Annotated in this window: 14 protein-coding genes and 2 pseudogenes; 11 read left to right on the forward strand and 5 right to left on the reverse strand. The window is 61.2% G+C overall.

Going from position 1 to position 15455, the window contains the following annotated elements; translation table 11 throughout:
- Positions 1–21: 21 nt before the first annotated feature.
- Positions 22–198: a hypothetical protein gene (locus tag P6U29_RS31515; RefSeq protein ID WP_407119607.1), complete on the reverse strand. Its 177-nt coding sequence runs from the start codon at positions 196–198 to the stop codon at positions 22–24.
- Here P6U29_RS31515 and P6U29_RS31520 point away from each other — a divergent pair.
- Complete coding sequence (locus P6U29_RS31520) at positions 164–2908, forward strand: TonB-dependent receptor domain-containing protein (protein WP_407119462.1); 2745 nt, start codon at positions 164–166, stop codon at positions 2906–2908. The two genes, P6U29_RS31515 and P6U29_RS31520, sit on opposite strands and share 35 nt — an antisense overlap.
- Before the next feature lie 25 nt (positions 2909–2933).
- Here the strand turns inward: P6U29_RS31520 and P6U29_RS31525 are convergent, their stop codons facing one another.
- Genes P6U29_RS31525 through exbB form a run of 3 tightly spaced genes read right to left on the reverse strand, consistent with a single transcriptional unit; the run spans position 2934 to position 4775 of the window.
- Positions 2934–3686, reverse strand: a complete 753-nt coding sequence (locus P6U29_RS31525; protein ID WP_407114235.1) for an energy transducer TonB — start codon at positions 3684–3686, stop codon at positions 2934–2936.
- Positions 3683–4108 carry a TonB system transport protein ExbD gene (gene exbD, locus P6U29_RS31530; protein WP_407114236.1) on the reverse strand — a complete coding sequence of 142 codons (426 nt, stop codon included), beginning with the start codon at positions 4106–4108 and terminating at the stop codon, positions 3683–3685. Before exbD ends, P6U29_RS31525 begins: the two co-directional genes overlap by 4 nt.
- A 4-nt stretch (positions 4109–4112) precedes the next feature.
- On the reverse strand, positions 4113–4775 hold the full coding sequence (gene exbB, locus P6U29_RS31535) for a tonB-system energizer ExbB (RefSeq protein ID WP_407114237.1): 663 nt from the start codon (positions 4773–4775) through the stop codon (positions 4113–4115).
- 1228 nt (positions 4776–6003) lie between these two features.
- On the opposite strand from exbB, the pseudogene P6U29_RS31540 reads away from it, so the two are divergent.
- Together P6U29_RS31540 and P6U29_RS31545 are read left to right on the forward strand one after the other, a co-directional pair.
- Positions 6004–6632, forward strand: a pseudogene (locus tag P6U29_RS31540) (NYN domain-containing protein).
- 292 nt (positions 6633–6924) lie between these two features.
- Entirely contained in the window at positions 6925–7323 is a 399-nt protein-coding gene (locus tag P6U29_RS31545; protein ID WP_407114238.1) for a hypothetical protein, read from the forward strand.
- Positions 7324–7461: 138 nt separating this feature from the next.
- On the opposite strand, the gene P6U29_RS31550 is transcribed toward P6U29_RS31545, so the two are convergent.
- A complete protein-coding gene (locus tag P6U29_RS31550; RefSeq protein WP_407114239.1) occupies positions 7462–8028 on the reverse strand; it encodes a hypothetical protein in 567 nt (188 codons plus the stop codon).
- Between the two features lie 769 nt (positions 8029–8797).
- Here P6U29_RS31550 and P6U29_RS31555 point away from each other — a divergent pair.
- The 8 genes and pseudogenes from P6U29_RS31555 (at position 8798) to istA (ending at position 15455) form a co-directional block, all read left to right on the forward strand.
- On the forward strand, positions 8798–9124 hold the full coding sequence (locus P6U29_RS31555) for a hypothetical protein (protein WP_407114240.1): 327 nt from the start codon (positions 8798–8800) through the stop codon (positions 9122–9124).
- 1392 nt (positions 9125–10516) lie between these two features.
- Positions 10517–10909: an avidin/streptavidin family protein gene (locus P6U29_RS31560; RefSeq protein WP_407114241.1), complete on the forward strand. Its 393-nt coding sequence runs from the start codon at positions 10517–10519 to the stop codon at positions 10907–10909.
- Positions 10910–11046: 137 nt separating this feature from the next.
- The gene (locus P6U29_RS31565; protein ID WP_407114242.1) at positions 11047–11316 is read left to right on the forward strand and encodes a glutathione binding-like protein; all 270 of its coding nucleotides are present in this window, start codon (positions 11047–11049) and stop codon (positions 11314–11316) included.
- A gap of 10 nt (positions 11317–11326) precedes the next feature.
- Complete coding sequence (locus tag P6U29_RS31570) at positions 11327–11596, forward strand: pyridoxamine 5'-phosphate oxidase family protein (protein ID WP_407114243.1); 270 nt, start codon at positions 11327–11329, stop codon at positions 11594–11596.
- A gap of 324 nt (positions 11597–11920) precedes the next feature.
- A pseudogene (locus P6U29_RS31575) lies at positions 11921–12565 on the forward strand (aminotransferase class I/II-fold pyridoxal phosphate-dependent enzyme); the annotation flags it as partial.
- 103 nt (positions 12566–12668) lie between these two features.
- Complete coding sequence (locus P6U29_RS31580) at positions 12669–13298, forward strand: FMN-binding negative transcriptional regulator (RefSeq protein WP_407119463.1); 630 nt, start codon at positions 12669–12671, stop codon at positions 13296–13298.
- Positions 13299–13534: 236 nt separating this feature from the next.
- Positions 13535–13720, forward strand: a complete 186-nt coding sequence (locus P6U29_RS31585; protein WP_407114244.1) for a LysE family transporter — start codon at positions 13535–13537, stop codon at positions 13718–13720.
- A gap of 196 nt (positions 13721–13916) precedes the next feature.
- The gene (gene istA, locus P6U29_RS31590; protein WP_407119246.1) at positions 13917–15455 is read left to right on the forward strand and encodes an IS21 family transposase; all 1539 of its coding nucleotides are present in this window, start codon (positions 13917–13919) and stop codon (positions 15453–15455) included.

Genomic DNA, 15455 nt, shown 5'->3' on the forward strand with positions numbered 1-15455 from the left:
CGTCGTCACGGTCGAAGGCCGTCAGTCAAAGCCGGCCCGCCGCGCCAACCGCGGAGCCCCAAACCGGACGGCGCCCGGCAACGCAACAACCGCGCCCACGCCCGCTTCGACGACGGCCTCCAGCCAGGCCCCCTTTGCGCCTTCGGTCCAGACCGGCAGCCAGATCCAGTCGAACACCAGCGCAAGCTTCGGGAACATGTTCTTCACCGCCCCAGGGGCGACGTCGGCGGGTCTGTCGACCCAATCTGCACGCCCCGTTCTGCGCGGACTGTCGGACGCCAAGGTGCGCATCCAGGAAAACGGCATCGGCAGCGTCGACGTGTCGGACATCGCGCAGGATCACGGCGTCCCGATCGATCCGCTGGCGCTCCAGAAGACCGAGGTGTTCCGCGGACCGGGCGCGCTGCGGTTCGGATCGCAGGCGGTCGGCGGCATCGTCGATGTGACCAACAACCGGATTCCCACGGCCGCTCCGATCGGCGGCGTGGCCGCGGAGCTGCGGTCTGCCGTCACCTCGGTCGACCGCGGCTGGGAGAGCGGGCTGTTGCTCGACGCCGGAAGCGGCAACGCCGCCGTGCATGCCGACGTCTACGGTCGCGGCGCCCAGGACTATCGCATCCCCAGCTATCCCTATCTCGTGCCCCCCACTCCCGCGCCGGCGTTCAATGGGCGACAGCCGAATTCGGCCACGCAGAGCGCGGGCGCCTCGATCGGCGGCTCCTATCTGTTCGATGGGGGCTATGCCGGCCTGTCGATCTCGCGCTTCACCAGCGACTACCACGTCCCGGGCATCGCCTCGTCGGAAAGCCAGCAGCACAATCAGCTCGAGCAGACCAAGATTGCCAGCAAGGGCGAATACCGGCCCGATGCCGCAGCCATCGCTGCGGTCCGCTATTGGCTCGGATATTCCGACTATCGGCACGACGAAGTCGACGTCAACAGCACGAACCTCGGCGATTTCCAGACCATCGGCGCGACGTTCAAGAACCGCCAGACCGAGGGCAAGCTCGAGCTCGAAACTGTGCCGGTCTCGACGCCGCTCGGAATGCTGAGGAGCATCGTCGGCACGCAGGGCGCCTATCAGCAGTTGGACACCCTCGGCCAGGCTATCCTGCTTCCCGCGCAGACGACGACTGCCGCCGCCTATTTCTTCGAGGAGCTCAGGCATACCGACACGCTGCGAACGCAGCTTGCCGGGCGCATCGAATCCGTCAACGTCTCGGGCACGTCGTTCGATTTTCCGTCGACCTACCTGCCGCCGGACGCGCCGTCGAGTTCGCCGTCCAAATCGAGCTTCCAGCCGACCAGCGTCAGTTTCGGCGTGATCAAGGATCTCCCAGCGAACCTCGAGGCGAGCCTCACGCTCCAACGCGTCCAGCGCGCTCCGCGTGCGCTCGAACTGTTCGCTTCCGGTCCGGACGATTCCGAAAAGACCTTCAAGATCGGCAGTCCGGACCTGACGCTGGAGACGGCCAACACTGCGGAAACCGGCCTGAAACGGGCGCGCGGCGACTTCAGATTCAATGCGAACGTCTATTATACGTTCTACGACAAGTTCATCTACGGCCGCGCCACCGGAAATTTCTGCGGTGCGACTTTCGCGACTTGCGTCGCTGGCGGCAATGGCGACTACATCCAGGTCGCCTACTCGCAGCGCGACGCGATTTTCCGCGGCGGTGAATTGTCGTGGCAGTGGGACGTGTTGCCGCTTTCGGACGGCATATTCGGCGTGGAAGGCCAGTTCGATACCGTGCGCGCCACCTTCGCGGACGGCACCAACGTGCCGCGCATCCCGCCGATGCGGGCCGGAGGCGGCGTCTATTGGCGCAACGACAACTGGTACACGCGACTGAACTATCTGCACGCGTTCACGCAGAACGATTTCGCCGAATTCGACACGCCGACCAACGGCTACGACCTGCTCAAGCTTCAGATCGAGCACCGGCAGAGATGGCAGACCTCACCCTGGGGACCGGTGGAGGTCGCGACTGGCCTCATCGGTGACAATCTCCTGAACGCCGATATCCGCAACTCCGTGCAATTCCACAAGGACGAGATTCTTCTGCCCGGACGGACGTTCAAACTGTTCCTCAACGTCAAATACGGCGCCGAGACGCCTGCAAATGCACCGATTGGCGCCGTGCGGACACAGCAAGCGGACCCGATCTACCGCAAGGCGACCACAGCGCCGGCCTCGGATTGGAGCGGGTTCTACGCCGGCGGCAATCTCGGCTATGTCTGGGGAACCGCCACCACATATGCCGGCTTCATCGACAATGCATCGCAGACGCCGCTGTTCGGCAGCACGCCGACGGCGCGGCTCGACAATGCCGGTATCGGCCTTCAGGCCGGATACGACTGGACGGCGGGGCCCGTGATCGCCGGGATCGAGGGCGATTTCACTTACGCGAACCAGCACGGCCGCTCGGCAAGCAACTGTCCCGGCGCGGTCTGCAACGCGGCGCTGCTGCCGTTCAATGCGCCGATGTCGGCTGACCTCGGCTACCGGCTCGACTGGCTGGCATCCATTCGCGGACGCATCGGCATCGCGGTCACGCCAAACGTCGTCGCTTACGTCACCGCTGGCGTTCCGTTTGGCCTCGTCACGGCATCGGGTTCAGTGGCAGGCTTCACGGCCGCGGGCGCTCCCGTCACGACGCCCTACAATGTGGACACGTTCCGCTTTGGCTGGGCCGCCGGTGCCGGCATCGAAACCCTGCTGGCCGGCAACTGGTCCGGACGGATCGAATACCTGCACGCGAACCTGGGATCGTTCCGCGCGACGCCGAACCTGCCGGCCGGCATGGCGACGTCGTTCGATTCCGATGTGCGGGTGAGAACCGACACGCTGCGCGTCGGGGTCAATTACAGGTTCGGCGCGGCCGATCGCGCTGCCGTGGCGAACTGACGCGACCGGCCGCGTCAGGGCAGATCTATTTGACCGTGAAACTGATCGGCAGCCTCACGGCCACCGATTGGCTCTCGAATGAATCGGGCGGAGCTGGAAACGGCTGCGCTCGCTGCAACAATGCGATGGCTTCACCGTCAAGGGCGCTGGAGCCGGAGCTTTGCGTAACCTCAGCATTGCTCACCTGTCCCTTGCGATCCAGCATGAACCGGACCTGCGTGATCCCCTGCTCGCGCCGCGACCGCGCGGCTTCGGGATAGCGCTTGTTGCGCTCGATCAGCGCGAGGATCTGCGAGCGCCAGGTCGCGACCGCCTGCTCGTTCTTCAATTCCGGCCTACCCTTCTTCGGCGCGGCAGCCACCGGCGCCACGCGCTCCGAAACCATGGCCGGCGCCGAAGTGCCCGCCGCGGCCTGCTGCTCGGGGACGGCTTCGGGCTGCGCCTTGGTCGCAGTATCAACGACCGCCTCGGGATTGACTGCCTGCGGCAGTTCCGGCGTCTCATCGGGTGGCGACACATCCGGCTTCGGCTCCGGCCGGGACTCTGCCATCGCCTGTTCCGGACCGGGCGGGAGATCGGACGGTGTAGCCGGCGGCGCTGCCGCATCAGGCGCAAGGTCGACCACTACCGCGCCGGATTGTTCGGCCGGCTGGACGTCATCCGGCTCGCGCCATCCCAGGAGCGATGCCGTCAGCGCGCCGTACAGCGTCACCACGGCAAGACCGCTGAATGTCCAGCGTCTCAGATCGGAGACGTCTTCCGCCGCAAGACCGATCATGGTGCGGTCGACTGCTCCAGGCCAACCAGGGCGACCTTGAGGTAGCCGGCCGTCCGCAATCCGTTCATCACCTGCATCACCTCCCCATAGGGCACCGTCTTGTCGGCGCGCAGGAAGATGCGGCTGTCCTTCTGTCCATGGGTCGCCACATCGAGCGCCGCGGCCAGTGCTGCGCGGCTCACCGCCTCGTCCCCGACCGACAGCGAGAGATCCGGCTTCACGGTGAGATACACCGGCTTGTCCGGACGCGGATGCGGCTGCGCATTCGAAGCTGGCAGATCGACCGCGACATCGACGGTCGCCAGTGGCGCCGCAACCATGAAGATGATGAGAAGCACGAGGATGACGTCGATGAACGGCGTCACGTTGATGTCGTTGACCTCGGCAAGCTCGGTGCCGGAATGGCTGAGATTGACCGCCACCGGATCACTCCGCGGCCGCGAGGTGCGCTCGTCGCACGACGATCGCACCACTGTCGAGATCACGGCCTGCGAGCCGCGTGATCTCGGCGACCCCCTCGCCGAGCAGAGCCCGGTAGGCGCCGATCTGGCGGACGAAAAGGTTGTAGATCACCACCGCCGGAATTGCCGCGACGAGACCGAGCGCGGTTGCCAGTAACGCCTCGGCAATGCCGGGAGCGACCACCGCGAGATTGGTGGTCTGCGATTTCGAAATGCCGATGAAGCTATTCATGATGCCCCAGACCGTACCGAACAGGCCAACGAAGGGCCCGGTCGCACCGATGGTCGCCAGTACGCCAGTGCCGAAAGCGATGCGCCGTCCGGCAGCGGCCTCGATCTGCTGGAGGCGCGACAGGATGCGGGCCTTGATCCCGTCCCTGTCCATGCGATCGTTGCTGAGCTTCAGCTCTGCAGCCGCGCCGTCGAGCAGCCTCGCCACCGGCCCGGCAGGCACCGTCCGCACCGCGTCTTCGACGCTTCCGGCCCCCGCGAGCTCGCGCAGCGAGCGCCGCACGATACGGCGCGCATTGAACAGCTCGATGGTCTTGGACAGCCACACCGTGCAGGTCACGACAGTGGCCAAGGCCAGCCCGGTCATCACCGCCTTCACGACGATATCGGCCTGCATGAACATGCCCCAGGGACTGAGGTCGCGTGGCAGGACCGCAATTCCGATACCCGCGCCTTCAGATGTTCCCTCTGCGAAGGCAGGCCCCGCGAATCCGGCCAAGCAAAGCAAAACGACCGATACTCCTACAGCAATGAAGCAAGACATCCTGAGAGGGCAATGAGCGGCCCGCCGCGAGTCCGAAAACAACTGCATGGAATAAGCCTTCCTCGACTTGCGATTACGTCTAGGCCACATCATGTAGCATGTACTACATCTTGCTGCAAACGCTAACGGAACCCCCGTCCACCGCATCAGCAGCGGACATCCCTCTGATGACGCGATGTGAGAGTCGTTGTAAAACCCTGCACGGTTTGGATTCTTGGCTTATACGTCACGCAGCCAAAACTTGGAGGCTGATCTAACGGCGCGAACCGGCCAACCTGCCTGCGGTTCAACTGCAGGGGCTATACCAACATCGAGAGCACGGTCGATATCTCGGCGTTCTCGACATTGATGAATTGAGAGCGCGGAAAATCGAGGTCTGAAGTGCCTGGGCAGAGCTGCCATACGCTGCCCAGGCAGGCGGCAGCGGCGCATGCGACGACAAAGCCAGGTTGGTGAGGACTTGGTGAGTTTCGAGATCGACGAGAAGGTCATCGTGCGGCGATTTCAATCTGTCGGCAAAGCCGTAGACACCGATCTCCTTTGAGGAGAATTCCTTTGGTCAAATCGCACCCGCGATGCTGGCTTCAACATACCTCTTCAATCTTAAACATGCCGGGGACTTGCCCTGATAGGCGCTTTCGCCAGGCCCGATCGTCCGTGGGCCGAGGCCAGCAACATCAGAAACAGTGCGCGATTGGCCTGGTACCGGGCGGCGGTCCTGCTGGCTTCCGATCCGTGCATGAGCGGCCGGCCGCCGGTCGTACAGAGATACCATCTGCATGTCCGGCGGCGTTGTCTCAGATGGATCTCGAAGAGCGGCAGGTGCTCGGGCATCGCCTTCTTGTCAGCTATATACTTCTGTCGTCGTTGCTGCGTTACTCAAGGTTCAAGAGTTCATGAAAAAGGTTTTGAAAGGTCGAACGATCGAAGATAGCCTGTCGCTGTCGGAGCTCGGACGGCAACGCCGTAAAGGGGCCGAGCGAGCGGCACCAAAGGCCGCCCGAAATCGTCGGATTGATCGTTAAATCAGGCCCATGCGGGAGCGCATTTCCGCAGTTGAGGCAAGTCGGGCCGTGTCAGGATGTCAACCGTACCCAATAGGATTGCCCTCTTCATCGACGGCGCCAACCTTTACGCCACGGCCAAGACGCTCGGCTTCGACATCGATTATAAGAGCCTCCTGAAGGAATTTCAGGGGCGGGGCACCCTGCTCCGCGCCTTTTACTATACGGCCGTTGTCGAGGATCAGGAGTTCTCTTCGATCCGTCCGCTGGTCGATTGGCTCCACTACAATGGCTAACCGTCGTGACCAAGCCGACCAAGGAATTCGTCGACGCTTCCGGACGCCGCAAGGTGAAAGGCAACATGGATATCGAGCTCGCGGTCGACGCCATGGAGCTTGCTGGAAAAATCGACGAGATGATCCTGTTCTCGGGTGACGGCGATTTCCGTCCCGTGGTTGAGGCGGTGCAGCGCCGCGGCGTCCGCGTCACAGTGGTCTCCACAATTGCTACCCAGCCGCCGATGATCGCCGATGAGCTGCGCCGCCAGGCCGACGTCTTCACCGATTTGGCGGGCTTGCAAGCGAACGTCGGCCGCGAGCCGACCGAGCGCCGAGCCGTACGCGAGCGAGACGAGGCGCGTGCGCAGAATGCGCAATGCCCCGCCTCGCCAAGGCCGCGCGACGAGGCGGACGAATTCGAGGGCTGAGCGGCACGCCTACGTCGGAACTTGTTCATCCCGTAGATTCCTGGAATCGGAATCCGGCCTTTGACGTGTCGCCGCACCGGAAGCCATTGAGCGGGCTTTCACTGCCGAGCGGTCATTCAAGCGCCTCATTGAGGGGTGAATCATGCGCTACGAACTGACTGACGAGTGACTGGGCTGCCATCAAGTTAAGGCTATCGAATAAGCCGCGCAGCGCACCACGAGTTAATAACCGTCGCGTTCTTAGCGGTATCCTCAGGAAATCTTGCGATTGGGGCGCCGAGCTAGGACGAACTTGCCGCCAACTACTGCGCCTTCGTTCAGCTTTCACCAATCGCGTTTCGCTGCGCACTTTGGTTGCGGTCGACCGAAAGACAGAAACGAGCCGGTCGACTTCCCAAAGCTCAACGTCGTGCTCGCCACACATTTGCTCGGCTCGATTTCTCGCAGAGTGCTCGTCAACGCAGTCAAGCTTCGCGGCACTTCTGATGAGCTTGTCTATTCCGCGCACATCCACCGGGTCATTTTCTGCATCCAGTTTCGTGCCGACCAGCAATTTCGCTGGGATTTTGCCGACAAGTTGCTTCTCAAGTCGCTTCGTCCACCCCTCCGCCTCTTCGAGCGCGGTGCGACGACGTGGGATCGAGCAAGACAAGCGCCACTGTCGTGTCGTGGAGGAACAATTGATGCATGAGGCGGTACTCGTCTGGCCCGCCCATATCCCAGAGAACCACCTCGCGCTTCTCGTCCATTGGCACGCGCGTGCACCCTGCGCTTGTTATTGCTTTGACGCAGCTCGAAAATGTGCTTGGGCGCTGTTGGCCCGGGTCGATCAGAGCTTAGCGACGGACGAAAAACGCATCGTGAAAACCGGATCAGTCATCGATCCATCTAGCGTGACACTCTGCTCACGCACGCAATCGACGTCAGACGACGTAAAATTGCCGGAGAACTTTACCATATCGCCGCGCTTCATCCCAGCGAGGCTCTTAAAGAGAGAAGACGTTGGCTCGATCAGGGTACGCGAGCCTATGTCGGAAAGAGCATTATTCCATGTAGCGACGTGCACGTCAGGTGCTAGTTCGATGCTAATCACTCCTTTTCCGTCGCCGTTAGAAGAGAGCTGCGCAATCTTTCCGATCCATCCGGTCGCGCTTTGACCTTGCAGGACGTTGCAGATTGCTTGCTTCCGACTGTTGCGGGCCCCTCCTGCGGCCAATTGGTTGGTTGCTGTTTTGTAAGCAGTCTTTGCCGTAGAGATCGAACGGACAAAACCAGATTGGTCGTAAGGTACCGGAACAGATGGCGGCGGCGGCGCCGAATTGCCGCGACCGGCGACCACACCAATGAGGAGCGTACCAACTCCGCAAACAGCAGCGGTCTTGATAGCGATATTCATGCGCCTTCTCCGCTTATCAGGGGTTGTGGCACAAAGTACATTCGCGCGGCCACCGGGCTGTTAACGAGCCTTAAGTGCTGCAGTCGTGCTTAGCGAATTGCTATCGCGTTCGCACGAAGTGTCGGGTTCAGGAACTCGCGCCCAACCCGTAGACAGCATCAATTCCGGGCCCGGGACCGCCTAAGCATGGTCGCCGCAACGTGCTTAGCATATGCGTCTAAGGCCTCGCGCTTCTCGTCTGGGTACTGGTGCTTGTTGTACCGGCGCTGTAATTCTTGGGCCATGTGGCTGAGGACGCCCGGTGCGAGCTGCGCCAACCAACGGAGTAGACCCACGGCGTCCCGAGCCCCAAGCTGGTCTAGCAGAAATACGACGGATCACCACGATCAACGCTGCTGATCGTCGTGACTGCAATGTTAACCTCCCTCGCCGATTAGCCGGGGACACTACATGGTTGGGGCAATACGCAATACGGTCATGGCACTCACTTTTATTGTCGTCGCTGGCAGCAACATTTTTTGGAATTTCATCAATAGCTACATCGCCTGTGGCCTTGCGCTGGCCGCTTCAGTCGCTTCCGGACTTTTGCGTCGAGCGCGCTTTCATCAATCGGTCGCATCGCGAGATGATCCGCCTCCACGGCGTGGACTGGCATTCGGTGGAGGACCACTAGCCCCGCGCATGACATCTACCGTGCTGGCGATGTTCGAGTGTTACGAACCTTCGCTGGTCCTTGGCGCATTCTTTCCCGCGCAGCGGAGGATTTATGATGACCGACGACGATGACGCAATCAGCTTAGATCGCCTTTTTGAGATTTGGAGGCGGTCATTTTTCATCACTCACTCGGCCCCGACATATCGGCCTGCGAATCACTTTCTGCGACTTTGGTTTGTGGGACCGAGGGAAATACCTTCAGGTGAGACCTTCTTCGGAATTTGCGGTCTTGGTCCGGGCAAGCTTGATCTTGACAGCGGCAAGCTGGGACTCGGCCAGTTGGCAAGCGGTCCCATCAAGTTGTGCGACGGCAAAACGATCGCAAGGCGAACCGTGCTGGTGCCACGGATTGGTCTTGGGCTCGTGGGCGCGCTAAAATGATTGAATTAGGTGTTTTCCGGTTGCACAGCCCGATCGGCGGGATCCCCGCCAGCCCCGAATTGTCCCGATCGGGACGATTTTACGAGACTAAGGAATAATCAACTGAAAAACGTCCCGATCGGTTTTTGTAATTGCTCTTGAAACTTGCCAAAGATCGTCCCGATAGGGTTGGTCTTGCCAACGATCACAATCAGCAAAAGCCTCGGAGCGCTGATCAGGGATGAGCGCAAGGGTCAAGGGCTGACTCGAGAGCCATCAACCGAGCCATGGCCAAGAGCTCGCAGTGTCAGGAGCGCTATGACCACGAAATCAGTCCACGCCAGAGCCGTATTCTGGATCAACGCTGGTCGGAGCCGGGCTCAGGAATCAGCGGCGCGCCCCCGACCGAGATTGGCCCTTCTGGTTTAGATCGTTGAACCACTCTCTTCGCTGGCCTCAAAGTGGGATGGACGGCCGGCGGAGATGGAGCCGACAGCACAGAGGCAGGCACGGGTATATTCTGCAAAGATTCGATCTTCGCGGTGAGCGCCTCGATCTGGTCCGCCATCCGTTTCAAATCGGCTTGCTGCGCACCGATGTTGCGATTGAGCTCTGCAAGTTCATCTCTCGCCCTATGTTGCCCTGATCGAATCTCCGAGAGAGCTTCCCTATCTTCAGGTGGCAAGCCTGGTGTTGAGGCAGCTTCACGCACCGACGATGTCGCGAAAACTGCCTCGATGTTAGTCCAATAGTAGGCTGCCCCCGCGCACAGACCAAAGGAGATGACCACGATCGCGAGAATCCAGGAAAAACGTCGTGGGATTTGTGCAAGACGGGTGGCAACTCCGAGGCGCTCGCTTGATCAATCACATCCATCATCCTCAGCTTGCCATTCCCATTCATCGGTCTTTCTCGTTGACGCGATAACGGGCAACCGTCAAGAGCTGCCGTGAAGCACGGGTGCTGACCGCAATCTCGCTATCACCGCGTCAGCAATGGCGTTGCGATGAAGCAATTCGAGATCAGAACCTCATCGCGCAGCTGCAGGTGAAGCCCCCTTTACATTCGGCACCATCAATCGACGATCTCAGTGAGAGCATCGTAGCCCGCAGGTCGCCGATGCATCCATCGTCTTCGACGGGTCCGCAAAACGGGTGCAGATCAAGAGGTAGAACCCGCCCCGTCGTGGGAAGCGCATCGCCTCGTAGCTCGGCCGCCCAGGCGAACCGACGCAGGGAAAGCAAGGCCGCTGGGATCGAGGGACGCCGACTTCGCCGCGATCCAGCCTGATTTCGTGCATATGCGCCGCATTCCGTTGCCGAATGCGAGAAAGAGCAGCGAACGTCACCTCAAGTTATACCAAATTAGTTATCTAAGTTGCTACTTTTAAGCGAACTCTCTTGGGGCTTCAATATGAAGAGACTTCTGGGATTTTTGGTGATCGCTCAGTTTTGCTTGCTTTGCGCCGAGGCCAGGGCGCAAGGGCTTCCTGCTCCCTCATACTGGAAGAATGAGCGGGGTTCAGAACTGTTTGTTTGGTCCGCTAATAGCGGGTCAATACAAGGGACTTTCACAAACCATGCTCAAGGGTTTGCTTGCCAGGGTATCCCTTATCCTGCATCAGGAGCCGTTCGTCCAACCGGACTGTATTTTGTCGTTACTTTTGCCCAGTGCAATTCTTTCACCCAGTGGGTTGGAAAAGTTAACGGGCCTCAGATGCCAACGTCATGGACGCTGTTCTACGTTGATAAGAACGGCAAGCCTAGCAAGTTGAAGGGCGCGGATATATTCACGCGCGTATGGTAGTGTTCAATCTTGCAACGTCGCGACCTTAGATCGAACTCGCTCTCGCGAGTTTCGGTCTGGGTTTCTTTGAGAAGCGTAAGCTCTCCGTCGCTGCCGGCCCGCTCGCGTTTGGCCCAGCTACCGCTCGTCTTGGCACCGTGTTTGGACGATCGGTAGATCGTGAGCGGTCCATCGAGCTGGCGGATCGGCTTTTCAAGGTGATGGACGAGCATCTCGCAGAACGGAAGTTCGTGGCGACCGGCCTGCCCACTGTGGCTGACATCGCATGCTACAGTTATACGCGCGCCGCACCGGAAGGCGGTGTGTCGTTGAAGCCCCATCAGAACATCGTTCGATGGCTTGAGCGTATCGAGGCTTTGCCGAAGTTCGAGTCAATGCCGCCAGCGCCCCCGATAGCAGGCTCGTAGAGAGTGCATCATGATGCCGGAACGCGATTCGTCTCCGTTTCACTCGGGTGAACTAGAAGTCCAGCGGCGGGCTGGTGTGGATGACAACATCCGCAAGCATGCAAAGGTGGCAATTCGAAAGGAGATGCCGGTACAGCATCGGGATTTCTTCACCAACCTGACTTATGTCTTTGTCGGGTCAGCCGACAAGGACGGGCGGCCAAGCGCATCGGTCCTGACTGGGCCGCGAGCCTTCATATCGTCGCCAAATCCGACGCGCCGGCTGGTAAGGGCTGGCTGATCTGCGGAAAACACCTTGAACGAGAATCTGGTAGCTGGCGCGAATTTGGGGCTGCTTGGTCTAGACCTGACCAATCGACGGCGAAACAGACTCAACGGACGAACTGCCGACGGCTTTGAGCTTACGTGCATCAAAGCTTCGGCAATTGCGCCAAATACATGTATGACAGGAGTTTTGGGGAGATAGTTAGGTTTAAGTTTTCTACGCCGCGGCCGCTGAACTCAGTTGCTCCCCACCGCGTTTCTCACACCAATCAAACCAACGTATTATCCGCCGTTCGCGTGGGTCACTCGCGAGTTCTCAAGCGAGTTCAACTTCGTGCAGCAGTTACTCAACTGGGCAAAGAAATTCAACGCTTACGTGATCGAAGATGATTACGACAGCGAGTACCGCTATGACACCAAGCCCATTCCCCCGCTGCACGCCCTCGAAGATAGCGAGAATGTCATCTATCTTGGTACTGTTTCGAAGACGCTCTCGCCTACGCTGAGGATCGGCTACCTGGTTGTGCCGCCCCAACTACAGTCCATCTTCTCTGCCGCCAAGCAGGGCATCGACCGGCACACGCCGTTGTTCGAGCAGGAGGCGCTTGCCACGATGCTCGAGACCGGCACCTACGACGCCCATGTCAATCGCATCCGAAGGCGCAATGGCGAGCGTCGGAAAATGCTGCTCGATGCCTTACGCCGCAAATTTGGCGATCGTATCCGGATCGACGGCGCCGCAGCCGGCTTGCATGTCGTAGTCTGGTTTTGCGATCTGCCCCAGGCGCTCGAAGCAATATTGATCGAGGCTGCGCGCGCGAGGGGCGTAGGTATCTACCCCGTCTCTCCGCTCTTCGATCCACGTCATGCCGGTCGTGGGCGCCGGCCGGAACTTGCTGGGCTGATCATGGGTGCCGCGCTGCAGCCGCGCCAGATTGAGCATGGCTGTCAACTGCTGGCTCAAGCGGTGGAGCAGCTTCGTTAGCGCCGATAGCGGCGCGGCTAACTGGACTACCACAATTTTCAGTAACTGGCAGTTTCATCCATACCAGGCCAGCGTTATCTCTGGCGCAGAATGGAGAAACACCATGTATGTGCCCCCCGCCTTCAGGGACGATGACCTCGACAATATCCGCGCGACGATCCGCTCTGCCCGGCTGGCCAATCTGGTCACCGCCACGACTGACGGTCCAATTGCGACGCCTCTGCCGCTGTTCCTCGATGAGACCGAAGGCGAGCGCGGCGTGCTGTACGGGCACGTGGCAAAGGCCAATCCACAATGGAAGGCCTCCTCGATCGGCGAAGCCCTCGCAATCTTCATGGGTCCAGAGGCCTATGTGACGCCCTCCTGGTACGCCACCAAGCAAGAAACCGGGAAGGTGGTGCCGACATGGAACTACATCGCTGTCCACGCCCATGGCCCGGTTGATTTCTTCCATGATCCCGAACGCTTGCTGGAGGTTGTCACACGCCTTACGAACATTCACGAGAGGCCGCGCGCGACGCCTTGGACCGTTAACGAAGCTCCCGCGGATTACATCGCAGCACAGTTGCGCGGGATCGTTGGGGTGCGCATTCCCGTCACCAGGTTCGAAGGCAAGCGCAAGATGAGCCAGAACCGTCCCGAAGCTGACCGCACCCGCGTCGCCGTCGGCCTTGCGGCAAGCGAGGAGCCGAGGGATCGAGAAGTGGGACTGCTCATTTCGGTTCAGGGCTGAGGCAAGAGTTCCCCAAATTAACACGATTACGGGTAAACGATGCTTGGCTTTCAGACCCTCCTTTTGTTCTTGGCAGCGGCCGTCGTTGTCGCAATCACACCGGGGCCACGCATCTTCTACATCGTGGCGCGAACGCTTGCCGGCGGGCGTACGGAAGGATTGGCATCGAGCGTTGGCCTCGGTCTGTGCGGACTTGTGCACGTTTTCGGCGGCGCGTCGGCATATCTGCGCTCGTCATGGCGAGTGCGGAGGCGTTCACTTTTCTGAGGATCGCGGGAGCCCTGTATCTCATCTGGCTCGGGATCACGACATGGCGCGAAGCCCGAGTCCTCGAACCAACAGGGGTTCAAACGACGGGGGCGCATCGCGCCTTTCGCGAAGGCATCGTGGTCGAGGGAGCAAGCCGAAGACGACCGTGCTGATTCCGCTCGATGTCGCCCACCATTCCGGAATGATCTCGCCCACCGTTCCGATTTGATCTCGCCCGCCATTCCGAGATGATCTCGCCCACCATTCCGGGATGATGTCGCCCGGGGTGACGAGGCCTCTTCTGGCTCCGATACGGTCCGCCTTTCGGCTTTGCGAAGGGGGACCTGGATGCCGACGGAGAGGTTTGCGATGCGCCATGTGCGCGATGTGATCAGATTGAAGTCGGCCGGGATGCCGACCCGCGAGATTGCGCGGCGGGTGGGGACAGCCCCTTCGACGGTGCGGTTGACGATCCACCGGTTCGAGGCGGCGGGGCTGACCTGGCCATTGCCCGACGCCATCACCGACGCTGTGCTGGAAGCCCGGCTGTTCGCCAGCGCGGGAGCCGGTCCCGGCACCCGGCGGGGCCATCGCCGGCAGGCCGAGCCGGACTGGGCGGCGGTGCACCGCGAGCTCCGGCGCAAGCACGTGACGCTGTCGATCCTGTGGGAGGAGTACATCGCGGGCGAGCCCGGCGGGTATCGCTATTCGCGTTTCTGCGAGCTCTACCGCGCCTGGGAAGGCCGGCTGTCGGTGACGATGCGCCAGTCGCATGCGGCCGGCGACAAGCTGTTCGTTGACTATGCCGGCGACGGCGTCCCGGTGGTGATCGACCGGCGCACCGGCGAGCGGCGCAGTGCGCAGATTTTCGTCGCGGTGCTCGGCGCATCGAGCTTCACCTACGCGCAGGCGACCTGGACGCAGGGGCTCGCCGATTGGATCAGCGGCCACGTCGGCGCCTTCGAGGCGATCGGCGGCGTACCGGCGCTGCTGGTGCCGGACAACACCAAAGTCGCTGTGATCAAAGCCTGTCTCTACGATCCCAGGATCAATCGCAGCTATGCCGACATGGCGGCGCATTACGGCACCGCCATTCTGCCGGCCAGGCCGCGACGGCCGCGGGACAAGGCCAAGGTCGAGCAGGCGGTCCTGATGGTCGAACGCTGGCTGCTCGGGCGGCTGCGCCACCGCACCTTCCACAGCCTCGCCGACGTCAACGCGGCGATCGCCGAGTTGATGATCCGGCTCAACGAGGAGCGACCGATTAGGCGGCTCGGTGTCACCCGCCGCAAGCTGCTGGAGGAGATCGACCGGCCAGCGCTGAAGGCCCTGCCGGAGAACCCTTACGAGTTCGCCGAGTGGCGGATCTGCCGGGTCAGCATCGATTATCACGTCGAGGTCGAGGCGCATTATTACAGCGTTCCGCATCGCTTCGTCCGCGCCGAGGTGGAGGTGCGCTTCACGGCTCGCACCGTCGAGATCTTCCACAAGGGTGAGCGGATCGCCGCGCATCAGCGCATGAGCGGCAACCACAAGCACACGACCGTGCCGGAGCATATGGCCTCCAGTCATCGGCGCTACGCTGGCTGGACCATCGAGCGCATCCGTAAGGACGCCGCCTCGATCGGGCCGGCCACCGCGGCGCTGTGCGACCTGATCCTCGACGAGCGGGCGCATCCGGAACAGGGCTTCCGCGCCTGTCTCGGCATCATCCGGCTCGCCCGATCCTACGGGCACGAGCGGCTCGATGCCGCCGCCATGCGGGCGATCGATATTGGCGCGCGCACGTACGGCTCGGTCAAATCGATCCTTGCCAACAATCTCGATCGGCGTCCTTCACCCAAGCGCTCCGCGGACGACGCGCCGATCCTTCATCCCAACATCCGCGGGCCGCGCTACTACAATTAG

This window comes from Bradyrhizobium sp. LMG 9283, assembly GCF_045571415.1.
GTDB lineage: Bacteria > Pseudomonadota > Alphaproteobacteria > Rhizobiales > Xanthobacteraceae > Bradyrhizobium.